We start from the raw sequence: 22,093 nt of genomic DNA, 5'->3' as shown, positions 1-22,093 counted from the left end.
GGTCGAGGCCGGCGATCATGCGGGTCAGCTCATCCTCCGTGAGGAGGCCCGCCTTGTGCAGCACGCGCGCGTGGGCACGGGAACCGGCGATGTCGAGCAACTTCTCGGCCTCGGCCGGGTCGTAGGGGTACGTCTTCTCGGCCGCGGGACTGTAGCCGTCGTAACCAGGCATCGCCGGCTGGGAGATCGGGGTCCCGTACTGGCCGTAGACCGCCTTGGTGATCGCGGCGCGATCGATGGCGAAGTTCAGCGCCTGCCTGACGCGCTCGTCACCCAGCCCCTTGACGACGGTGCCCTCGCGGTCGAGGAGGAACAGGCCCGCCCAGGTGGTGGGCTTCTTGAGCGTGATGAGCGACGTGGTGCCCTTGATGGTCGGCGCCACGTCCGGGGTGCCGTACATGAGGTCGATCTGCCCGGACTTCAGGGCCTGCACCTGTGAGTTGACGTTCGGCATCACCCGGACGGTGATCTTCTTGAAGTGGATGGCGGACTTGTCGAAGTAGTTCTTGTTCGGGGTGTAGACGTAGTGGTCGCCGGAGACGGACTGCTGCGGGCTGTACACGTACGGACCGGCCCCGAACGTCTCGGAGGCCAGCTTCTTCGGGTTCTTCAGCCCCTCCGGACTGATGATGGCGCCGCCCACGAACGCGGGCGTGAACAGCGCCCCCATCTCAGGGTTCGGCGTCGGGCTGCTGACCACGACGGTCGAACTGTCCGGTGTGGCGAAGGTCAGGGGACGGAACCAGGCACCGCCGGGTCCGCTGCCCTTGACGAAGTACTTGAACGAGTTGACGACGTGGGTGGCGGTGATCGGCGTGCCGTCGGCGAACTTGACGCCCTTGCGCAGGTGGAGTTCGAACTTGGTATTCCCCTTGCCGACATAGCCCCACTTGTCGGCCAGACCGGCCCCCAGGGTGCCGTCGGCCTTGCGGGTCAGCAGCGTGGCGTAGGCGGGGTCCATGTAGTTCAGGAAGGGCCCGACCGCGATCTGGGCGGGGTCCAGGCTGTTGGGTGCCGAGGACAGGGCGATGGTCAGGTTCGCCGATCCGGCACCGCCGGCGCTGTTGCCCTGCCCACCGCCGCAGGCGGCGAGCGCGAGCGATGCCACCACGCCGAGGGAGGCTTGGAGGGCTGTTCTTCTCTTCATCGAGGTCTCCGTGCGATCGGGAGGGATGGGGAGGTGAGACGCGAAGAGCGGGCGACGAGGCCGGGAGTTCGGGGTGTGTCACGTGGATCGCGCGTGCCACCGGGGTGGACCGACCTGGTGGCGGAACACGGCCTGGGTCGTCGCCGGCGGATGAGCGGGGCCCGGGAGGCAGCCGTCGTGGTGGAGGCACCGGCCCGCTACTTACACCTTTAAGCGAGTGCCCGTAAACTAACTGTGTCGCCCGGGTTGCGCAAGAGGTTCACCGGCGGCGGCAGGTTCCGTCCGGGCGGCGGGCCGCTCACCAACCACGGCGGCACAGGGCGGACGAGGGGCAGGCGGCGCACTGTCGCGCCTGTTCAGCGGCCTGTTGTGGAGGTCCGCGGCCCACCGGTGCCGGTCAGGCGGACACCCGGACGTGAACGCGCAGCGGTTCCGGCAGGGCGACGGCGGGGACCCTCGCCCCTTCGAGGGCGTCGACGATACGGCGGGCCAGGGCCCGCGCGATGGCGCCAGTGTCACGGACGACCGTGGTCAGCGGGGGCCGGGCCAGCGCGGCGCCGGGGATGTCGTCGACGCCGATCACCGCGAGGTCGCGCGGGGCCCGCAATCCCAGCGACGACAGGGCCGCCAGAACGGCCAGGGCGACGGCGTCGTTGAAGGCGCAGATGCCCGTCACCGGCGGATCGGCGGCGAGCCACGCCTGCACCGCCCGTACGGCACCGCCCGGATCGAGGGACACGGTCTGGACGTCCGGCTCCGCGAGGCCGAGTTCGGCGCACACCTTGCGCACGCCGTCCAGTCGCGGCCCGGCCAGTACGCCGAGCCGCGCCAGATCCGGGTAGGCGTAGCCGAGCCGCTGGTGTGCTCGGGCGAGGTGGCCGGCCTGCGCCGCCCCGATCGGCTCCTCCGGCACGAGGGCGGACCGCTGCCCGCTCCCCGCCGAGCCGTGCACCGCCATGACGACTTCGATGCCCGCCGCCCGCATGGCACCGGCCTCGGCTTCCGGGAACGCGTCCAGCGCCAGAACCGCCGCCGGGGTCAGGGCTTTCCACACCTCCCCCAGGTGCCGGGCGGGGTGCGCCGCCGAGTGCACGAGGAAGGTGAGCCCGTGCTGGGCCAGGGCATCGGTCAGCTGCTGGACGAGCCGGCCGAGGACGTGCTCGATCGGCCAGTCCGGCAGCAGGCCGAGCACGATGTCCGAGCGCCCCCTGCGCAGGCTGCGCGCCGCGGCCGAGGGGGCGTAGCCGAGCCGTGCGGCCGCATCCCGCACCCGCTGCCGGGTGGCTGCGGGGATCCTCTGATGCGGGGAGTCGTTGAGGACGTAGCTCACCGTGGCGCGGGACACCCCGGCCTCGCGTGCGACATCCGCGCTGGTCACACGTCTGCCGCCGGGTCTTCCGGTCATGCGTCTCCTCCCGGTGCCGGGCGTCTTGCCAAAGCCCTCGGCTGGGGCTAGCTTGGCCGCTCAGCTTACCTACACGTTTAAGTGACGCGATATGAGCGACGCCATGTACCCCTCGAAGTGACGCGCGCAGCACGGCCGGACCGCCGCGCCCGCCCGCACTCGACACGTTCCGAAAGGCATCCGCGTGATCCTCCATCACGACTTCCGCCACTCCGGCATGACGTTGCGCTCCACGGTGCACATCCCCGACGGTCCGCCTGGCACCCGCCGGCCCACGGTGCTCTTCGTGCACGGCTTCAGCTCCAACCGGCTCGAACTGCCCGATTTCGTCGCCATGTCGCGGCTGCTGGAGGCGCACGGCATCGCCTCGGTCCGGTTCGACCTCTCCGGCCACGGCGAGAGCGACGGCGACTTCTTCGACGTCACCATCACCGGAGAGATCGCGGAAACGCGTGCTGTGCTGGCCGGCGTCCGGACCCTCGACTTCGTCGACCCCGGCCGGATCGGCCTCGTCGGGATGAGCATGGGAGGTGTGGTCGCGGGAATCGTCGCCGCCGAGGAGCCGGGGATCGGCGCGCTGTGCCTGTGGTCCCCGGCCGCGGTCGCGCCGTTCGAGATCGGCGGGGGCCACCTCAAGGGCCGCAGCCTGGCCGCGGAGATCGACGAAAAGGGATACTTCGATGCGGACGGGCACCGGATGAGTGCCGCGCTCGTCGAGGACATCGCCGGTCTCGACGTGTACGGGCGGTCCGCGCCCTACCGGGGGCCGGTCCACATCCTGCACGGCGACAAGGACGACATCGCCCCACTGGCCTACGTACACCGCTACCTGGACCACTACGACGGCAACGCCGAACTCGAGATCGTCGAGGGCGCGGACCATGCCTGGGGCACGGTCCCGCATCGCACCACGCTGCACCAGTCCACGCTGCGATTCCTCCGGAGGCACCTTCAGTCATGACCACCCCGAACTCCGAGGCACTCCACCCGACGGACACCGCGACGGAGGTCACCGCCCTGCGCACCGCGGACGACTCCGGTCTCGTCGCCACCCCCCACCCCGAACCCCGTCTGTCATGGTCGCTGAGCAGCGACCGGCCGGGCGTCCTCCAGCACGCCTACGAGGTACAGGTGGCGGCCGGCCCGTCCTTCACCGGCGCGGTGTCCAGCGGCGAGGTCGAGTCCGGCGTGGTGACCGACCACCCGTGGCCGGCCGGACCGCTGGTCAGCCGCGAGGCCCGTCACTGGCGCGTCCGCGTCCGCACCGACCTGGGGTGGACGCGGTGGAGCCAACCCGCCCGGGTGGAGGCGGCGTTGCTCGACGACGGGGACTGGACGGCACGCCCCGTCCACGTGCCCAGTGACCGGGGTCGCACCTCCCCCGGCCCGGTGCCGCTGCTCCGCCGGGAGTTCGACCTCCCGGCGGAGCCGGTATCCGCACGGCTGTACGTGACCTCGCTGGGCGTCCACCGCACCGGCGTCAACGACCGGCCCGTCTCCGACGAACTCCTGGAACCGGGCTGGACCAGCTACCGCAACCGGCTCCTGTACGCCACCTACGACGTCACCGGCCTGCTCTCCCCCGGCCGCAACGCCCTCTCCGCGGCCGTCGGCGACGGCTGGTACCGAGGCCATCTCACCTGGCACAAACACCGCGACGTCTACGGCGACACCTGCGCACTGCTCGCCCAGCTGGAGGTCGCCCTCGCCGACGGCAGCACCGTCACCGTCGTCACCGACGACCGGTGGCGCGGCGGGTACGGAGACCTGCTGGCTGCGGACCTGTACGACGGCTGCGCACGCGACCTCCGCCGAGAGCCGCACGGCTGGCGGCTGCCCGGCTTCGACGACCGCGACTGGGAGCGGGCCGCCGTACTGCCCCTGCCCACCGGGCTGGCGCAACGGGCCCACCCGCCGGTACGGGTCGTCCAGGTCATCCGGCCGGAGCTGAGCACCCTGCCCGACGGCACGATCACCGTCGACGCGGGCGAGAACGTCACCGGCGTGCTCCGTCTCCGTGCCGCCGGCCCGGCCGGCGGCACGGTAGCCGTCCGGCACGCCGAGGTCCTCGACGACGACGGCCGGCTGCTGACCAGCATCCTGCGCGGCGCACGCGCCACCGACGCGTACACCCTGTCGGGCGGCACGGCGGAACTGGAGCCGGAGTTCACCTTCCACGGCTTCCGCCACGCAGAGATCGAGGCCTCCCCGGGCGTCACCGTCGAGCACGTCGAGGTGGCTGTCATGGCCAGCGACCTGAGCCGCATCGGTGAGTTCCGCTGCTCCGACGAGCGGGTGAACGCGTTGTACGCCAACGTCGTCCGCTCCCAGCGCGGCAACTTCCTCGCCGTCCCCACGGACTGCCCGCAACGCGACGAGCGGCTGGGCTGGACCGGCGACATCATGGCCTTCGCCCCGACGGCCTGCGCCACGTTCGACAGCCAGGCCTTCCTCGACAGCTGGCTCACCGACCTGGGCATCGAGCAACGGCCGGACGGCGCGGTGCCGCTGGTGATTCCCGACGTGGACCTCGGCGAACTCCCGCCGATGGACCTGCCCTTCGCCGGCACCACCGCCGGCTGGGGCGACGCCGCCACCGTCGTACCGACCGCCCTGTTCGACGCCTACGGCCACCGCAGCCTGCTGGGCCGCCACTACGCCACGATGCGCGCCTGGGTCGACTTCACCGCCGGTCGCCTCGATGACGACGGGACCTGGAGCGGCAACGCGCAGCTCGGGGACTGGCTCGACCCGGCCGCCCCACCGCAGGACCCGGCGCGCGCCACCACCGACTCCGCCTACGTGGCCACCGTCTTCGTCGCACACAGCGCCCGGCTTCTCGCCGACGCGGCCCGGGAACTGGGCCGGACCGACGACGCCGAACGGTATGAGGCGCTGCACCGGCGTACCGCCGAGGCCGCCTGGCGGAAGTGGGGCGACCACGCCCGCACCACCCAGACCGGATGCGCGCTCGCGCTCGAGTTCGGCATCGCGCCCGCCGCCGAACGTCCCGCCGTCGGTGAGTCCCTCGCCGCCCTGGTGCGCGCCAACGACGGGCGTATCGCCACCGGGTTCCTCGGCACCCCCTTCGTCCTGCCCGCCCTGTCCCGCAGCGGTCATACCGCGGAGGCGTACCGGCTCCTGCTCAACACCGAGTGTCCGGGCTGGCTCTACCAGGTGCAGCGCGGCGCCACCACCATGTGGGAGCGGTGGGACGCGATCCGGCCCGACGGCACCATCGACACCGAGAAGGCCGGGACGATGCTGTCGTTCAACCACTACGCCTACGGCGCGGTCGCCGCCTGGCTCTACGGCTCCGTCGCCGGGCTGCGGGCCACCGCGCCGGGCTACCGCACGATCGAGATCGCGCCACGGCCCGGGGCCACGCTCACCTCGGCGGCCGCCTCGATCGCCACCCCGTACGGAACGGCGTCCGTGACCTGGTCGGTCAGTGGCGGCACGCTCACGGTGGACGCCGAGCTGCCACCGGGCACGACCGGGCGGTTCCTCCCGCCCGAGCATCTGCACTCCGCGCAGCCGGTCACCGACCTGGTTTCGGGGCGTCACCGCCTGGTCCTGCGCGGCTGACGGGAGCGGCGCCGTGGCGCGGCCCGCCGGCCCCGCCGCAGAAATGCGGTGGGTCCTTCGCCGGGGGCGAGGCACAATCTCCGGGAATCGGGGCGAGGGGGAGCTTGCTTGGACGTGTTCGCGTGTGCCGGGTGCGGCACGGAGCTGACAGCGCCGGTGTCCCGGGTGGCCCTCCCGGTCCACACCCACCACGGCGGCTGGGAGGAACTCCATCCTCCGCTGATGGAGCCGGCAACGTACGCCGTCGACCCCCGGCCCACCGGGCCGCCGTGGCGGTTGTGGGAGGAGGTCGGGGAGGACGCGGCTGCCCGACAGGGTGTGTACGCGCCGGTGTACTCCGTCTCCTTCGGCGCGCGGAACAGGATCGTCATCGCCCCCGGCGACTCCCGGTCCATGGCCCTGATACCCGAGAAGTGCGAGGGCTACTGCCGGGGTGTGGACGGCCGGTCCGGCCCCAACCTGGCGTGCGAGGGGTGCGGGCGGGCCGTGGCGACCCGCATGGACGACTGCGGAATGTGGCAGACGGTATGGCTGGAGCCGGGCGAGGTCGTACGCCGCCCCTCGGGGCTCCCCGCCGGTCCGCCTCCCGACTGGGGTGACCTGGAGCGCGCCGAGCACCGCATCCCACCCGTCGAACCCGACGGGTCGTGGAGCCGCCGCTGGGAGGCGGCGGTCGCGGTCGCGCTGGCCCACCTCGTGGCGGCCGCTGAGGACCGCCCCGTGACCCTCCCCGCGGGCCCCGTCACCGAACTGCTCGGCCACGCCGTCGGCCGGTACCTGCCGTCCGGGCCTGATGCCCGTTCGGTGGGGCTGGCCGGCCCGGGGATCCGCACGCCCCGGCCCCGTCCCGACGTCCTCCTGGTCCCCCGCCACCCCCTCACAGGCACCCCCTGGCGCCCATCCGGCGACGACGTGGCCGTGGTGCCGCTGGACAGTGGGGTCTGGGCGTACCTCGCCCACCCGGGCGAGACCTCACCGCTGCCCGCGACCGGGGTGCTTCCGGACGGCGTCCTGCGCGACGACTATCCCCTGCCACCGCGCCCCTGCCACCCGCTGACGCCCCACCACGGCGCCTTCGAGTACACCCTGGTCGGGCTGCCCGCCCTACGCGCCCCCCGGCTGCGCCGGTTCCACGAAGCGCACCGATCGTGAACGGCTGAGCGGGCGTCCACGGCGCCGCGATCGCAGCGGCCCCCTCATCGTGCGGTTCGGATCCCAACTCTCGCTGGTCCGCCGCTCGCCGTCCTACTTGATCCGGATCTCCGCGAGCTGGAGGCGGTAGCGCGTCGGTTCGTCGGAGGCCGGCCTGCCGAGGCGGGTGGTGCGCAGGCGCAGGTAGCGCCCGTTCGCAGCGGTGAGCGTGTACGTCTGAGCGGCGCCGTCGGGGTTGCTCTGGCCGGTGACCGTGCGCACGGTGCTGTAGGAGGCCGAGCCGTCCCCGCGGGTCTGCAGGGTGAAGTCGACCGGGAAGCCCGCGCTTCCGCCGCCCGCCGCCGCGGTGTCGCTGCGCGGGTGGAGGGTGACCGCGCCGATCGGACGGTCGGCGCCGAGGTCGACCTCGATCCACACCGGTGTGTCACCGACGTCGGCAGAGGAGAAGTCGATGCTCGTGAAGCCCTTGGAGCCGGCCACGCTCGTGGTGGTGCCGTCGAGCACCCGGGTCTTGCCCCAGTCGCCGTTCTCCAGCGTGCAGTTGCCGGTGACGGTCGTCGCGGCGGTGGGGACGGTGAGTTCGGCGAGCTGGAGGCGGTACGTGGCCGTCTCGTCGGAGGCGGGCGTGCCGAGCCTGGTCACCTCCAGGCGCACATGGCGGGCGGTGACCGTCCTGAATCCGTACGTCTGCACGAGACCGTCGGGGTTCGGCTGGCCGGTGACGGTGCGGACGGTGGTGTACGTGCCCGAGCCGTCGGGGCGGGTCCGGATCGTGAAGTCGGCCGGGAAGCCCGCGGTTCCGCCACCCGCCGCCGGAGTGTCGGTGCGCGGGAAGAGGCGTACGGCGTCGAGGTCCGTGTCGGCTCCGAGGTCGATCTCCACCCACACGGGGTCGGCGCCGACGTCGGCGGAGGTGAACTCGTTGCTGGTGTATCCCTTCGCCCCCGTGACGCCGCGGAGTCGGCCGTCGGTGAGGCGGTCTCTCCCCCAGTCGCCGTTCTCCAGACTGTTGTTGCTGCTGACCGGACGGCCCAGGGCCAGGTCGTCGACACGGCCCGTGCCCGTCGCGGTGAACGTCCACGTGCCCGGCTGGACGGTGAAGTACACGTACGAGGCGTCCCTGCCCGCAGGGTTCAGACCGCTGACGCCGCCGGTGGAGGAGCCCCCGGTGAAAACCGTGGTGCCGTTCGCCTTGATGACCGGCTGGGAGCCGCCGTAGACGGGCACGCCCACGCGGGCGGTCGTCCCCTTCGGGGAGGTCAGGGTCAGGGTCGCCCGGGTGCCGTCGCGCACGATGCCGAAGCGGATGTCGCCCTTGTCCGTGGGCGTCACCGTGTCGATCCTGGTGAGGGTGCCCGTCTGCGGGACGACGTCGTACCGCGTCCAGCCCGGCTCGGTGGGGCGGACTCCTGCCGCGTACGCGGACAGCGCGTACAGCGGGCCGCCGTTCCAGGCGTGGTTGTCGGTGCCGTCGGCCTTGGTCCACAGTTCCCAGAGCGTGTGGCAGGCGGGGTCGGCGACCTGGGCGGCGAAGCGGTTGCGCATGCGCTCCTCGGCGACGGTGGCCGCGCCCATCAGGTACAGCGCCTCCAGGACGTAGAACTCCATGTAGGGGCTGGCGTTGAGGTGGGTGCGCAGCACCTCGGTGACTGCCCGGTGGCGGGAGGCGGGGGCCAGGCCGGCGACGACCGCCAGTGCGTTGGCGCGGTCGTCGGTGTCCTTGGTGTAGCCGGGTGAGCGGTATTCGTTCCGCGAGCCGTTCCACAGGACGCGGTCGAAGTTGGCTCTGATGCTGTCGCGCCGGGCCTTCCACGCGGCCGCGTCCGTGGAGTTGCCGCTGAGGCCGGCCAGCTTGGCGGCGGTGTCCAGGGCCAGGTAGTACCAGCAGTTGTCCAGGATGCGGGCGTCGATGTCGGAGCCCCAGTCCTCCCAGTCCCAGTCCCCTGCGCGGTGGTTGACCAGGCCGTCGCCGTCCAGGGTCCACAGGTTCAGATACCGCTTCACCGCCGGGTAGGCGACGGTGACGGCGTCGGCGTTGCCGGTGTAGAGGTAGTAGGTCCAGAAGGACCAGACCGAGGCGAGCATCTGGACGGGCAGTTCGGCGGTCCAGATGGTCGTCGGGACCGGGGAGTACAGCGCCCCGCTGTCCTTCTGCCAGGCTGCCAGCTGGGCGATGGCCTTCTCGCCGAGGGCGTGCGACCTGGTGTCGAAGGTGTAGAAGCCCTCCTTGAGCTGGTTGACCACGTCGCCCCACCACTGGGCGCGCTCACGGGTGGGGCAGTCCATGTAGTTGTCGCGCATATTGACGTACATCGTGCGCGCGGCCTTGGTCCACAGGGTGTCCAGGAAGGGGTCGCTGCTGCTGAACGAGCCGGCGAAGTCGGTGTCGTAGCCGGACTCCCGGTACTTCAGCTCCAGGATCGTCACGCCGGCCGGGATGGTGTACCGCACGGCCGTACCGCTCATCCAGGCCAGTGGCTCGAACTTCTGGACGCCGCCGGTGCAGACGTAGGTGGCGCGCATGTTGTACTGCGTGCCCGGCTCGATCCCGGTCAGGCCCGCGCCGTCGTCGTAGTGATCGGTCTGGATGCCGATCACCGCCCCCGCCGGGGCGTCCACCTTCAGGAACGGGGTCACCTGGATGTTGGACGGCAAGGTGGCCGAGATCGCGGTGGTGCCCTGCCCCGTGGACGGCAGGGAGGCGGCGTTGGTGTAGGACTTCAGACCTGAGTAACGGAACAGCGGGATCGGCCGCTCGACGAGGGCGTTCCAGGGCGCGGCACCTGCGGCACCGTGATCGGTCGGCGCCGTCCAGCCGCCGTCGTCGAAGCCGGGTGAGCGCCACCCCGAGACGACGGCGGCGGCTCGGGCGTCGTAGAAGATGTTGGACTCGGGCAGCCGGAAGTTGACCTGTGTGCCGCTGGTGTTGTTCGAGTAGCCCGGGTGGACGGTGTGCTTCCAGCTGGCGTCGCTCACGAGCCGGGTGGTCGTCGAGCCGGCCTGGATGTCGGACTGGAACAGCAGTCCGCCCCGGCCGCTACTGTTGTGCGAGAAGCCCTGCTTGCCGAAGTGCCACACGAGCAGCGCCACCGTGTTGCGGCCGCTGGTGAGGTGGGGGGCGAGGTCGATCTCGTCGTAGTAGGTGTCCGTGCGGTTCGGGCCGCGCTTGAGCCCGCCCTCGAAGACGACCAGCGTGCCGTTCACCCACAGCCAGTACTTCGAGTCCACCGCGATCTGCGTGACCGCCTTCGACGGGGTGGCGGCGAGGGTGAACGATCTGCGGAAGGCCACCCATTGGTTCGTGGTGCTGGACGGCGCCCAGATCCACCGCGCCGTCCAGGAGACCGCGGCGGACGCCGCCGGTGCGAGGCCGGGAAGAACCAGGGAGCCCAGGGTGGGAGCGAGGGCGACGGCTATGGCGGAACGCAGGGCGGACCGGCGTGAGACGTGCTGCATCGAGGGGACCTTCCCGGAAGTGCTGCGGAGAGCGGACCGGCGGCCTGAACCGGGGGATTGAATCGATTCAGCCCCGTACTGCAGGCGCGATCCTGATGCCTGCGCAAGGCCATGTCAATGCCTCGCGCAGGAGAATGGGAAACGTTGCCCGTCACGCGGACCGTGCCCGCTCTCCCGGCTGCCGCGTCGGCACTCCGCGCCACGGGGGCACACGTCAGGCGGTGACGTCGGCCTCCGGGTCCGGCACCGCCATGGCCCAGGTACCCATGGCCTCCAGGACATCGCGCAGCCCCTCACCGAGAGGGGTCAGCGCGTACACGACGCGGGGCGGGATCTCCGCATACGTCGTGCGGGTGACGATGCCGTGCCGCTCGAACTGGCGCAGCCGACTGGTCAAGGTGTGCGGGCTGATGCCGGGCAGGGCCTCGCGCAGTTGATTGAAGCGGTGGGGCCCGTGCAGCAGTTCTCGCACGATCAGGGTGGCCCACGGGCCGTTGAGCAGCACGAGGAACCGGGCGACGCCGCATTCGGGGAGACAGGGAGCGGTCACAATTTTTGACCGTACCCCATTAGTGCAGTTGATGTAACCGGTGCATCACATGCACTAATAACGCCATGACCTACGTGATTCACGGCGCCACCGGCGCCCAGGGTGCCCCTGTCGTCGCCGCTCTCGCCGCCGCTGGGCAGTCCGTGACCGCTCTGACCCGACATGCCGACGCCGTCGTGGCCGGCGCGCAGCGCGTCGTAGCCGCCGACTACGACTCCACCGAGAAGCTCACCGAGGCGTACCGCGGGACCGACGGGGTGTTCGTGCACCTGCCGGTGGTCGCCGAAGAGGACCGCCGGGCCTACGCCCGCAACATCGTCGCCGCCGTCCGCGCGGCCCGCCCGGGCCGCGTGGTGTTCTCCACCAGCGGCGCCCCGGCCGACCCCGGAACCGACGGTGCGGCCGCAGCACTGGCCGGGGGCCTGGCGGCGACCGGGGTGTCCCTCGCGGTGATCACTCCCACGCTCTACCTGGAGAACCTGCTCATGCCCTACGTCCTCGACACCGTCCGCGAGCGGGGCGCGCTGCCCTACCCGATCCGTGCCGACTTCCCGGTCTCCTGGGCGTCGTACCTGGACATCGCCGATGCCGTCGTCGCTCTGTTCGACCGCCCGGACATCACCGGCGCGGTCTCCGTCGGCCAGTACCCGGCGATCACCGGGCCGGACCTGGCCGCTGCGTTCGGTGCCCATTTCGGCAAGGACGTGGTCTTCGAGCAGATCACTCCCGAGCAGTTCCGCAGCTCCGTCGCACCTTTGATCGGCGAGGGCCCCGCAGCGGACGTGGCCGGAGCCTACGCGGCCATGAGCACGCTTGAGGACCGCTCGATCACACCCGAGAGCTCCGCCCAGAAGCTGCTCGGCATCACCCCCCGGACCACCGGGCAGTGGCTGACCGACGCCGGTCTCTGACCGGGACCTGTTGGCCGGCTAATTGACTTGCCCTCACGACGAGTTGCCGCTGCACTGTGCCCGGACACCACGAGCCGTGGTGCCGGTATCCCGGGGAGGCAGCGGCAACGATGGAAATCCGTCCCACGACCGACAAGGATCTCGACGTCTTCGTCGACACCCTCCATGCCGCTTTCGGGCTCTTCCCAGAGACCCCGGTCGACGGCGGCGGGCTCTGGTGGTCGGCGCTCGAAATGGACCGCTGCCTCCTCGCCGTGGCGGGGGACGGGCGGCCCGTCGGGACCGCCGCCACGCACTCCTTCGAGCTCACCCTGCCCGGTGAGACGCTCGTCCCCGCCCCCGGGGTGACAGCGGTCGGCGTCCTGCCCTCGCACCGGCGTCAGGGCGTGCTCAGCGCGATGATGCGGCATCAGCTCACCGAACTGCGGGGCCGCGGGGAGATGCTCTCGGTGCTGCTGGCCTCCGAGGCACTGATCTACGGCAGGTTCGGCTACGGGCCGGCGACGTACACGGCGCAGCTGAAGATACCGCGCCACAAGGCCGCCCTCGCCGCCCCCCGGGCGAGCGGAGTGGCCGAGGGAGCGGCGGCCGGCTCGGTCGAGGTACTGCGCAGGGACGAGTGCGGCGAGGTTCTGGAGGAGGTCTACGACCGGTACCGCCGCGCCCAGCCCGGCGCGCTGTCCCGCCCGCACCGCTGGTGGGCCGTGCGCGCGGGGCAGCCGCCGATATCACCGGCGCAGCGCTACATCGCCGTCCGCCGGGACACCGACGGCGTCCCGGACGGGTACGCAAGCTACTCGATCGACTCCGGCACCCTGACGGTGGACGAGACGATCGCCGCCGAGGACGCCGTCTTCACGGCCCTGGCCCGGTTCGTACTCGAACACGACCTGGTCTCTCACGTGGTGTTCAAGCACGTCCCGTCCGATCACCCGCTGCGCTGGCGGTTCGCGGATTTCCGGGCCGGCGAGGTCAGCGGCGACATGGACTGGCTCTGGGTGCGGCTGCTGGACGTCCCGCGTGCGCTGACCGCGCGCGGCTGGTTCGCGGACGGCGAGCTGGTCCTCGACATCGACGACCCGTTCCTCGGCGAACACGACCGCTACCTGCTGACCGTCCGGGACGGCAAGGCCGACTGCGTCCCGACGGACCGGGACCCGGACCTGTCCCTGGACGTCCGCGACCTGGGCTCCGTCTACCTCGGCGGCACCGCCCCGAGCACACTCGCACGGGCCGGACACATCCGGGTCCACCACCCGGGCGCGGCCACCCTCGCCGACGCGCTCTTCCGCACCGAGCGCTCGCCGCACTGCCTGCACTGGTTCTGACCGCGCCCGCAGTCCTCGGACACGTCCCGCTCAGCCGGCGGAAGCAGTGGCAAGGCTCGCCCTCGTTGCAGAAGTCCGGCCCGGCGCGGTCAGTCGCCTTGTTCCACGCCGATGAGGACGAACGCCATGGTGGCGGGCTGGTCGCTGCGGTTGCGCCAAGCGTGGCGGGTGCCGTTCTGGATCACGATGTCGCCGGCCGAGAGCGATGTGCAGTGGCCGTCGTCGAGTTCGAGGACGATCTCGCCGTCCAGCACGATGCCGTAGTCCACGGTCGGGGTGGCGTGCATGCCGTCGGGTTCGATGAGTTCGGCGATGCCGGGCGAGTCGGCCCGCTGCTCCCGGTCGAAGGCGGCGGGGTCGAACGCCGGGTCGGCGAACGAGGACTCCGGCGGGAAGGTCAGCACGATGAACCGCGTACCGCCGGGCGCGGGCAGCAGGCTGGTGATGTCCGGGGTGGGGTCCTCCCCTGACCGGGTCGCCTTCTGGCCCGGTTCGGTGGCCCAGGGCAGCCGGGACACCCAGCCCGGCAGGCTGGCGAACTCCCGGCTCCGCGGGATGGGGCCGTCGCTGACGACGATCGATCTGCCGTGCCCGTCGTGGCCGGTGACGACTCTGCGCATGTGTCTCTCCTCGGCCGGGCCGGTCGGGCCCGGCACATCGGTCGGTCAGTCGAGCGGGGTGCCGGCCGGTTCGGCCTGGGCCGGCAGGGCGGTTTCCCACAGGTCTACGACGTCCGACACCGTGGGGGCCGGCGCCCGCAGCAGGGCCGTCGCCGCCGTGCGTACGAACAGCCGGTGCCGGTCGTCCGTGAGGTACTCCACCGGGGACTTGCCGTCCACACGCGCCAGCAGCAGCGCCGGGAGCAGGGTGGCGGCACGCTCCTCGACGGCCGCTCGCGGCTCCCAGTCGACACAGCGGGCGTACGCCTCGGCCAACGCCCGGGCGGAGCGCAGGAGTTCACCGCGGCGACCGGGCACCACCAGGCTCTTGAGGAGGAGGTGGTTGACGCAGAAGGCGACGTCGAAGGCCGGGTCCCCGTACCAGGCGCACTCGGCGTCCAGCAGCACCGGGCCCGACGGGCCGACGAGGATGTTCTTGGGGCTGACGTCACCATGAACCAGGGCCGCGTGGGTGGTGGCGGTGCGGTCGGCGAGGCCGCGGACGGTGTCGGCGAGGGAGGGGTGTGCGGCCGCGGTGGCGAACAGGTACGGCTCGATGCGCAGCGCGTGGAAGTTGTCGTCGGTGGCGAACTCCGCCGCGAGGTCCGTGTCGCCCGCGCTCGCGGCGTGCAGCGCGCCGAGCAGTTCGCCGACGGCCGCAGCGGTCGTCACCCGCACCTCACCCCCCAGCAGCTGCGCCTTCCAGACCGGGTACCGCTCGGGAGGCAGGTACTCCATGGCGAACAGGCCGGCTCCGGGGTCGTGGGCCAGCAGGCCGGGGACGCTGTCCGGGCGGTGCCAGGAGGCGAACCGCATCCAGGCCCATTCGTAGGCGTTGCGCGACACCGGTGCCTGCCAGTCGGCCGCCACCTTCAGTTTGGCCAGGGCACGCTTGACGCAGAGGGAGCGTCCGGGCAGGTCCACCCGCCACAGGTCGGACGAGACGCCGCCAGCCAGCGGCGTCCAGCGGGCGGTTTCGCCCGGTTCGGCGAGGCACTGGGTGATCAGGAAGTCCGTCAGCGCGGTGCCGGGCCCGGGGGCCGCACCCATCTGCGCGGAGTTCGCATTCATCGCGGGTCACCCGACCCGGCGGGCAGGTCACGAGGGGTGTTGCAGGCGTGGGCCGGTGTCTCGCCCGCCAGGACCCGTACGACTTCCTCGGCGGCGCGGCGGCGCAGCTCGATGACCGACGCGTCGGAGGAGAAGGCGACGTGCGGGGTGAGGAGCGCCCCGGGCTGTGCCGAGAGCCCGGCGGGGACGTCCGGCTCGGTCTCCAGGACGTCGAAGGCGGCGCCGTCCAGCTGCCCGCTGTCGAGCGCCTTGATCACCGCGTCGGTGTCGACGAGGCCACCCCGGCTGACGTTGACCAGCAGACCGCCCGGTCGCATCAGCGCCAGCTGTTCGCTTCCGATGATGTGGTGGGTGCCGGGCGTGAGCGGCACGTGCAGGATCACCACGTCGCTTCTGCGCAACAGTTCCTCCAGGCCGGTCATCTCCACGCCGGGAGCGTCCCGCGGCGGGTGCGGGTCGTGGGCCAGGATCCGGCAGCCGAACGCGCCGAGCCTGCGTGCCGTGGCGCGTCCGATCCGCCCGAAGCCGACGATGCCGCAGGTCAGCGTCGACAGCCGGCGCAGCCGTGCGCTCGCCGGGTTCCAGCGGCCCGCCCGGACCTCGCGGTCGAAGACGGCCATGCCGCGCGTCCAGGTCAGGACCATGCCGACGGCGTGGTCGGAGACCTCCTCGACGCAGTAGTCCGGCACGTTGGTGACCCACACGCCCCGCTCGGTGGCCGCGTCCACGGCGATGTTGTCCAGGCCCACTCCGAGCCGGGCCACGACTCGGAGATCCGGGGAGGTCCCGATGGCGGGGGCGGAGACCGGGGCCCAGCAGGTCAGGATGCCGGCAGGGCGGTGCTCGGCCACCAGCTTCTCGATCGCCCCGGCGGAGGAGGGCTCGGCGGGGCCGGTCACCAAGGTGTGGCCCGCGTTCTCGATGACCGACCGCTCGACCGAGTCGTCGGGCCAGGCGTAGTCGGTGAGCAGCACGGTGCCGGGGCGGCTCGGTGATTTCATGGCAGGTCGTCCTCGCAGAATCGTGCGGCCGCAGCGGACGGCCGGGCGTCCCGCCCGGTCGCGTCCGGTCAGCAGGTTTGATCGTCATCCGGCACGGCCGCCGATGTCACGCCCGGTCGGGCCTTCGGTCGCCGTGGGGGGTGGAGAGATTCGCAGGGCTCGGGTGGGGAGCCGGTGCCCGCCGACTTGTGGTCGGTCGGGGCGGCGCGCCACGTCACGGGTACGGGTCACGAGATGCCGGGGCACGTCGTATCACTCTGTCATAGCCACGTGATGCTAACGATAGCACTGGCAGGCTTCTCTGCGTCAAGAGCGAGACGGCAAGCCGGTTACCAAGCGGAAAACGGGGGCCGCCGAAGAAATCCGGCGTTCACATCTTGACGCGCCCTGAACTTCCCTTCATCGTTCTGGCAACGCCGACCGTGTGACCAGAGCGTGGAACGCACGAGATCCGGCTGTCGAAGACGCCATAGCCACGGACGTCCCCGACGGGCGACATACGGCTGAATTCCGCACGCGGCATCCGACCGCGCGGCTGCCCCTTCGCCCCCCATATCGCCGGTCGGCGCTTTCTCGCCACATGCCGGCCCGACCGTGCCGTTTTCCAGCTCACCCTTCTCGCCTCACCGCATCCGGCCGCCGTGCGCATCACCCCGTACCGGCGATACGTCCACCGCGGCCTGCCGTGGCCCGTTCCTCCTCAGGAGCCGTAATGACGCACGCAGCGCAAGTCGACACCAGTGCCATGCCCGCCGACGACACGGAGGAGAGCAGCACCCCTCCCCTTTCCAAGACCATGATCGGGCTGGGCTTCCTGCTGATCGTTCTCTCCTACATGGTCAATGCCATGGACCGCCAGGTCTTCCCCCCGCTGCTCCCCAACATCCGTCAGGAGTACGGCTTCTCCCTGGAGCAGGGCGGGCTGCTGGCCACCAACTTCACCCTCGGCATGGCGCTGGCCGGCCTGCCCGCGGGCTACCTGCTGGACCGCTTCCGCCGCAAGACGGTGCTGCTCGCCAGCATCGTCATCTACTCCCTGGGCACCATGGCCACGCCGCTGGCGACCGGCTTCGCCGACATGACCCTGTACCGGGTCGTCTCGGGCTTCGGCGAGGGCATGCAGTCCGCGGCGATCTTCGCGGCGATGGGCGCCTTCTTCGCCCACCGGCGCGGCCTCGCCTTCGGTGTGATCGGCGTGGGCTACTCGGTCGGCGTGTTCATCGCACCGCTGATCGGCGTGGAGCTCATGAGCATGCACGGCACCTGGCACTCGCCCTTCTACCTGTTCGGCACGGCGGGGCTGCTGATCGCCGCCGCCTCCCTGTTCCTCGTGAAGACCGGTCTGACCGAGACCGCCGTCGAGAAAGTCGTCTCGACCAGGACGTACGAGTACATGCCGGCCTCCGCCTACAACCGCAACACCATCGCCCTGACCGTCCACGCCGTCGTCAGCGGTGTGGCCATCTACGGATTCCTCGGCCTGTATCCGACGTACCTGATCAGCTCGCTGCACTACTCCCCCGAGCAGGCGGCCCTCGCCATGAGCCTCCTCGGCTTCGGCGGCATGACGGCCATACTCGGCGGCTGGCTCGGTGACCGGGTGAACCAGCGCAACCTGCTGATCATCAGCCTGCTCGCCGTCTCGGTCATCAGCGTGTGCATCTACGAGACGCGGGCCACCGTGGGCGTGCAGTGCGTGTTCGCCTTCCTCATGGGCGCCTTCGGACTGGGCTTCATCTACCCCAACACCAACAGCGCGATCCAGCGGGCGGTCCGGCCGACGCAGATCGGGCGCGCCTCCGGCCTCTTCGTCACCGGCTACTACGGGCCGGCGGCGTTCTCGGGCCTGCTCTTCGCCGCGCTCGTGGACTCCTTCGGCTGGAGCCTGGCGGGGATGCTCCAGGTCACCGTCCTGCCGTTGCTGGGCGTCGTCGCCCTGGCATTCGTCCGGCCCGCGCAGTTCAACAACGCGGTCCGCTGACCGCACGCTCCGCCGACACTCACAGGGCCTGCCCACCGCCGAGCGGTGAGCAGGCCCCGTCGTTTGCGGACGCCTGGGGCGACCGCCGGTCAACGGCTCTCGGCCACGACCGGATTGCGCAGGACGCCGATGCCCTCGATCTCCACTTCGACCTCGTCCCCGGGGCGTATCGGCCCGACACCGGAGGGCGTGCCGGTCATGATCACATCCCCGGGGAGCAGCGTCAGATAGCGGCTGAGGTAGCCGACGATCTCCGGAACCGGGAGCAGCAGCTCGGCCGTGCTCGCGGCCTGGACGACGGTGCCGTTCACCCGGGTGGTCAGGGCCAGCCCCGACGGGTCGAGGTCCGTCGCGATGACGGGCCCGAGGGGAGCGAAGGTGTCCTGCCCCTTCCCGATGAGAAGCGTTCCGAACGCGCTCTCCTTGCGCTGGACGATGCGGTCGCTGACGTCATTGCCGCACGTGTAGCCGAGGATGTGGTCAGCGGCTTCGGAGGGCTTGACATGGCGAGCCTCCTTTCCGATGACGACGACCAACTCGCCCTCGAAATGAATCAGTTCGCCGTCGGACGGATACACGATCGCGTCGCCCGGCCCCACCACCGCCGTACTCGGCTTCATGAAGCACACCGGCACCTCGGGAATCTCACGGTCGGTCTCGTCGACATGTGAGGCGTAGTTGTAGGCGAATCCGAAAATCCGGGGCCGGTCGACCGGCGGGAGGACGACGACGTCATCGACTCGGTCCGTGTGCCACGTAGGGGTCAATCCGGTAAAGGGATCGCCTTCGAATCTGGTGATACCGACGCCTCCGGATTCGAGTTCTCCGTAATGACGTTCGCCGCCGACGGCATATCTGACGATGCGCACGGACACCTCCGCAACTGGGCAGCCGCGGGCGGCTGCGCGTCCCATCCACCAGTGCTAACGTTAGCACGCGACAGAGAATACGCCCGTGATCTCAGCTCCAGGCGGCCACGGAGCGCAACGCCGGTGCTATCGTTGGCACACGGAAAGTGACGACACGGGACCAGCCAGCCGAGGAGACTCCTTACGTGATCACGACCAGGGACATCGCCGAGCGCCTCGGAGTCTCCGTGTCGACGGTGGGACGGGCACTGGCCGACGATCCGCGCATCAGCGAGGAGACGAAGTTCCGCGTCCGCCAGGCCGCTTCCGACATGGGGTACGTAGGCAACCGTGCGGCCCGGATGATGCGCGGAGCGTCCAGCAACGTGGTCGCGCTGGTGATCCCCGACATCCGCAACAGCTTCTACTCGACCATCGCGCACGAGCTGTCCAAGAACATGGAGTCCGAGGGCTTCCAGCTGATGCTGTCGGAGACCGACGACGACCGGACAGCGGAGCTGCGCCACCTGCGGGAACTGTCCGCGAACCGCGTGGCCGCCGTCATCATCGTGCCCAGCGCGCGCCCGCACAGCGAGTCCGTCAAGCTGCTGCGTGCCCTCCCGCATGTGCAGTTGCTGCGCCGGCACCCGTCGCTCGGTTCACAGTGGTTCGGCGTGGACGACCGGGAAGCGCTGCGCCGGGCCACGGCCCACCTGGTGGCACAGGGCCACACACGCATCGCCTACCTCGGCGGCCCCGAGGAGCTGCCCACCGGCGCCGAGCGTCTGCGCGGGTTCCGCAGCGCCCTGCGCGAAGGCGGGCTGCCGGACGACGCCGGGCGCGCCGAGCTGGGCCCGCCGTCGTCGGTCGACCACGGCCGCGCTACGGTACGCCGGCTGCTGTCTGAACCGGATGCGCCCACCGCGCTGGTGCTGGGGTCGATCCAGCTCACCCTCGGCGTCCTGGAGGAGCTGTCCCGGCAGGGCGTGAAGGTGCCCCAGGACCTGTCCGTCGTCGGGTTCGGCGACGAGCCCGGCTTCTCCTGGTGGGGCCCCGGACTCACCACGATCGGCCTGCCCATCCAGGAGATGGCCACCGGCTGCGCGCTGTGGATGATCCGACGCCTCAAGACCGAGCCGGGCAACGACGGCCCGTACACGGCGGTCTCCCCCGGTTCGTTGATCCTGCGTGGTAGCACGGCATCGCCTGACGGAGGGACTCCGTCTGCATGAGGGCTCGACGTTGGTGACGGTCTCGCAGAGGCGTGGTGCTGGCGGCTTTCCGGCGGCATCACTATGCGGCCGGTGGTAGTTGCGCCATTGCCGGTGACGACCCGGTGGATGTCGTTGATGCCGTGGGCGGCGAACCAGACCTTCGCCCGGGCGAGGAGAGCAGGAGCCGTCGCGCCGTGCGCGGCGCCGGGTCTCCATCTGGGGCACTCGTCGTCCCCTCGAAGTCAGACAACGGCAGGCGCGACACCTATCGTGCGCGCCTGCCGCATTGCGGCCATTCAGTCCCGCGGTGCCACGCGGATCCGGTTCCCGTCAGGATCAGCTGCGAGGAAGGTCGGCCCGAACCCCGCATCATGTGGCTCCTGCAGGATCGTGACGCCCTTGGACTGCCACTGCTTGAAGATCGCGTTGACCTCGTCGGGCCCACCGCCTATGGCCAGGCACACCTCACCGGTACGCGGGACCTCCGGTGACAGATCCTCGAACTGCCCAGACCACAGAGCGAGGTCAGCGCCTGGCCCGAGGTCGAAGGTGATGTATTCCGGAGTCTCGAACGACGGCCTCACGTCGAGGAGGTCACCGTAGAAACGCGCTGCGGCGGGAGCGTCGTTCACATAGACGATGGACACGACGGAGGTGGTCATGATTGTTCCTTCTCACAGGGTCGTAGGTACGCCTCCACCAGCCTGACCGGGATATGCGCCGCATCATGTCGCAATTCTTGAAAAGCTTGGTGTGTGACCCCGGACCGTTTCTTCTCCCTGATGCTGCTCCTCGCATCAAGGGATGCTGCGACCACACAGGAACTTGCCTCGGCGCTCGGGGTGTCCCTGCGAACCATCACCCGGGACCTGAACTGGCTCCGCGACGCCGGTCTGCCGGTGACCGCGCAACGGAGCCGCCTCGGAGGCGTGACCATGCTGCCCGGGTCCGGGCTCGACCTCACGCGACTCACACCGGGGGAGCGTGATCATTTGTCGCTCACCGGGCTGGATGAGAAGCAACGTGCGGAGCTCAACGCATCCGTCGAAAGCCGGCGCGCGCTCTCCAAGATCGCCGCGACACAGTCACGTCAACGTTATGAGCTCCTGCCGCTCATCGACGTAGTGCACGTGGACAGCCGCCCCTGGCTCCAGGCACATACTTCCGGTTCGCCAAGGCCGGCACCTGGTACCTCGTCGCCGACTGTGCCCGAGTGCCACGGATGTACCGACTCGAACGGATCACGACGTGAAAAGAAGTCGACCAGCCACGACGGATCCGCGAGACCGAGACTCTGGCCACCGTCGCTGCAGCGCTCGTTGATCAGTGGGAACACAACCACGCGATAGAGGTCAGCGCCACCATCGACCAGACGCAGATCGAGCGAGCGCAACGGATCTTCGGCCAACGACTCGTCCAGGACGACCATGAAGAATCCGCCACCGGCCACAAGGTGACGATCCGCTTCCCGCATCTGGAGGACGTGCGAGCACTACTGCCGTTCGGGAGCGCCATCACTGTGCACGGCCCCACCGAAGCCAGGGCTCACCTCAGCGACCTCGCCACCAGCCTCGCCCACCACTATGCGCCGTCACCAACGTCCTGACCCGCCCACCGCTCTGCCCGGATTCAGAACTCGCCGTTCGATGGCCCAGCGATGGCGGTCCAGTCGTTGGGAGTTCTCCTCAGTTCAGAAGCAACCGACCGAAGACAGTGTGGCCCGAGGGCCCCCTCAGGCTGCCATCAGCGCCGCCAGGGCGCGGTCCATCGCGCCGTTGAATT

16 protein-coding genes and 1 pseudogene are annotated in these 22,093 nt (G+C 70.6%); 8 read left to right on the top strand and 9 right to left on the bottom strand.

The window, feature by feature from the left end; all coding sequences use genetic code 11:
• On the bottom strand, positions 1-1,147 hold a 1,147-nt coding region (locus AB0E85_RS37530), incomplete at its 3' end, for an ABC transporter substrate-binding protein (RefSeq protein WP_361937080.1).
• Between the two features lie 397 nt (positions 1,148-1,544).
• Positions 1,545-2,552 carry a LacI family DNA-binding transcriptional regulator gene (locus AB0E85_RS37525; RefSeq protein ID WP_361937078.1) on the bottom strand — a complete coding sequence of 336 codons (1,008 nt, stop codon included), beginning with the start codon at positions 2,550-2,552 and terminating at the stop codon, positions 1,545-1,547.
• A 184-nt stretch (positions 2,553-2,736) separates the two neighbouring features.
• On the opposite strand from AB0E85_RS37525, the gene AB0E85_RS37520 reads away from it, so the two are divergent.
• The 3 genes from AB0E85_RS37520 to AB0E85_RS37510 all read left to right on the top strand — a co-directional run bounded on the left by AB0E85_RS37520 (position 2,737) and on the right by AB0E85_RS37510 (position 7,292).
• On the top strand, positions 2,737-3,513 hold the full coding sequence (locus AB0E85_RS37520) for an alpha/beta hydrolase (protein ID WP_361937076.1): 777 nt from the start codon (positions 2,737-2,739) through the stop codon (positions 3,511-3,513).
• Positions 3,510-6,140, top strand: coding sequence for a family 78 glycoside hydrolase catalytic domain (locus AB0E85_RS37515; protein ID WP_361937074.1), 2,631 nt, complete (start codon positions 3,510-3,512; stop codon positions 6,138-6,140). The genes AB0E85_RS37520 and AB0E85_RS37515 overlap by 4 nt, the downstream gene beginning before the upstream one ends.
• 108 nt (positions 6,141-6,248) lie before the next feature.
• Positions 6,249-7,292: a hypothetical protein gene (locus AB0E85_RS37510; RefSeq protein WP_361937072.1), complete on the top strand. Its 1,044-nt coding sequence runs from the start codon at positions 6,249-6,251 to the stop codon at positions 7,290-7,292.
• Positions 7,293-7,385: 93 nt separating this feature from the next.
• On the opposite strand, the gene AB0E85_RS37505 is transcribed toward AB0E85_RS37510, so the two are convergent.
• Positions 7,386-10,748, bottom strand: a complete 3,363-nt coding sequence (locus AB0E85_RS37505) for a discoidin domain-containing protein (RefSeq protein ID WP_361937070.1) — start codon at positions 10,746-10,748, stop codon at positions 7,386-7,388.
• Between the two features lie 214 nt (positions 10,749-10,962).
• Positions 10,963-11,298: a helix-turn-helix domain-containing protein gene (locus AB0E85_RS37500; protein ID WP_107457813.1), complete on the bottom strand. Its 336-nt coding sequence runs from the start codon at positions 11,296-11,298 to the stop codon at positions 10,963-10,965.
• A 65-nt stretch (positions 11,299-11,363) separates the two neighbouring features.
• Here AB0E85_RS37500 and AB0E85_RS37495 point away from each other — a divergent pair, with 65 nt between their 5' ends.
• Complete coding sequence (locus AB0E85_RS37495) at positions 11,364-12,209, top strand: NmrA family NAD(P)-binding protein (protein ID WP_361937067.1); 846 nt, start codon at positions 11,364-11,366, stop codon at positions 12,207-12,209.
• Positions 12,210-12,319: 110 nt separating this feature from the next.
• Entirely contained in the window at positions 12,320-13,537 is a 1,218-nt protein-coding gene (locus AB0E85_RS37490; protein ID WP_361937065.1) for a GNAT family N-acetyltransferase, read from the top strand.
• 89 nt (positions 13,538-13,626) lie between these two features.
• Here the strand turns inward: AB0E85_RS37490 and AB0E85_RS37485 are convergent, their stop codons facing one another.
• The 3 genes from AB0E85_RS37485 to AB0E85_RS37475 are packed head-to-tail and all read right to left on the bottom strand — an operon-like array spanning position 13,627 to position 16,268.
• Positions 13,627-14,157, bottom strand: a complete 531-nt coding sequence (locus AB0E85_RS37485; protein WP_361937063.1) for a cupin domain-containing protein — start codon at positions 14,155-14,157, stop codon at positions 13,627-13,629.
• A 45-nt stretch (positions 14,158-14,202) separates the two neighbouring features.
• A complete protein-coding gene (locus tag AB0E85_RS37480) occupies positions 14,203-15,267 on the bottom strand; it encodes a phosphotransferase (RefSeq protein WP_361937061.1) in 1,065 nt (354 codons plus the stop codon).
• On the bottom strand, positions 15,264-16,268 hold the full coding sequence (locus tag AB0E85_RS37475; protein ID WP_361937059.1) for a C-terminal binding protein: 1,005 nt from the start codon (positions 16,266-16,268) through the stop codon (positions 15,264-15,266). The genes AB0E85_RS37480 and AB0E85_RS37475 overlap by 4 nt, the downstream gene beginning before the upstream one ends.
• A gap of 712 nt (positions 16,269-16,980) precedes the next feature.
• Between AB0E85_RS37475 and AB0E85_RS37470 the strand changes: the two genes are divergently transcribed.
• The gene (locus AB0E85_RS37470; protein WP_361937057.1) at positions 16,981-18,249 is read left to right on the top strand and encodes an MFS transporter; all 1,269 of its coding nucleotides are present in this window, start codon (positions 16,981-16,983) and stop codon (positions 18,247-18,249) included.
• Positions 18,250-18,338: 89 nt separating this feature from the next.
• Here AB0E85_RS37470 and AB0E85_RS37465 read toward each other — a convergent pair whose 3' ends face one another.
• The gene (locus AB0E85_RS37465; RefSeq protein WP_361937055.1) at positions 18,339-19,163 is read right to left on the bottom strand and encodes a fumarylacetoacetate hydrolase family protein; all 825 of its coding nucleotides are present in this window, start codon (positions 19,161-19,163) and stop codon (positions 18,339-18,341) included.
• A 140-nt stretch (positions 19,164-19,303) separates the two neighbouring features.
• Here AB0E85_RS37465 and AB0E85_RS37460 point away from each other — a divergent pair, with 140 nt between their 5' ends.
• The gene (locus AB0E85_RS37460) at positions 19,304-20,329 is read left to right on the top strand and encodes a LacI family DNA-binding transcriptional regulator (RefSeq protein ID WP_361937053.1); all 1,026 of its coding nucleotides are present in this window, start codon (positions 19,304-19,306) and stop codon (positions 20,327-20,329) included.
• Between the two features lie 278 nt (positions 20,330-20,607).
• Here the strand turns inward: AB0E85_RS37460 and AB0E85_RS37455 are convergent, their stop codons facing one another.
• On the bottom strand, positions 20,608-20,973 hold the full coding sequence (locus AB0E85_RS37455; protein WP_361937051.1) for a VOC family protein: 366 nt from the start codon (positions 20,971-20,973) through the stop codon (positions 20,608-20,610).
• Positions 20,974-21,066: 93 nt separating this feature from the next.
• Between AB0E85_RS37455 and AB0E85_RS37450 the strand changes: the two are divergent.
• A pseudogene (locus AB0E85_RS37450) lies at positions 21,067-21,917 on the top strand (WYL domain-containing protein).
• Positions 21,918-22,093: the final 176 nt, after the last annotated feature.

This window comes from Streptomyces sp. NPDC029044 (assembly GCF_040637495.1).
Lineage (GTDB): Bacteria > Actinomycetota > Actinomycetes > Streptomycetales > Streptomycetaceae > Streptomyces.
This window is presented reverse-complemented; position numbering and strand designations above follow the sequence as displayed.

What these genes read in the sequence shown, in the direction of transcription:
- AB0E85_RS37480 (WP_361937061.1), bottom strand. Translation starts at nt 15,267, where the DNA reads ATGAATGCGAACTCCGCGCAGATGGGTGCGGCCCCCGGGCCCGGCACC.
- AB0E85_RS37505 (WP_361937070.1), bottom strand. Translation starts at nt 10,748, where the DNA reads ATGCAGCACGTCTCACGCCGGTCCGCCCTGCGTTCCGCCATAGCCGTC.
- AB0E85_RS37465 (WP_361937055.1), bottom strand. Translation starts at nt 19,163, where the DNA reads ATGGGACGCGCAGCCGCCCGCGGCTGCCCAGTTGCGGAGGTGTCCGTG.
- AB0E85_RS37470 (WP_361937057.1), top strand. Translation starts at nt 16,981, where the DNA reads ATGACGCACGCAGCGCAAGTCGACACCAGTGCCATGCCCGCCGACGAC.
- AB0E85_RS37515 (WP_361937074.1), top strand. Translation starts at nt 3,510, where the DNA reads ATGACCACCCCGAACTCCGAGGCACTCCACCCGACGGACACCGCGACG.
- AB0E85_RS37490 (WP_361937065.1), top strand. Translation starts at nt 12,320, where the DNA reads ATGGAAATCCGTCCCACGACCGACAAGGATCTCGACGTCTTCGTCGAC.
- AB0E85_RS37495 (WP_361937067.1), top strand. Translation starts at nt 11,364, where the DNA reads ATGACCTACGTGATTCACGGCGCCACCGGCGCCCAGGGTGCCCCTGTC.
- AB0E85_RS37455 (WP_361937051.1), bottom strand. Translation starts at nt 20,973, where the DNA reads ATGACCACCTCCGTCGTGTCCATCGTCTATGTGAACGACGCTCCCGCC.
- AB0E85_RS37525 (WP_361937078.1), bottom strand. Translation starts at nt 2,552, where the DNA reads ATGACCGGAAGACCCGGCGGCAGACGTGTGACCAGCGCGGATGTCGCA.
- AB0E85_RS37475 (WP_361937059.1), bottom strand. Translation starts at nt 16,268, where the DNA reads ATGAAATCACCGAGCCGCCCCGGCACCGTGCTGCTCACCGACTACGCC.
- AB0E85_RS37485 (WP_361937063.1), bottom strand. Translation starts at nt 14,157, where the DNA reads ATGCGCAGAGTCGTCACCGGCCACGACGGGCACGGCAGATCGATCGTC.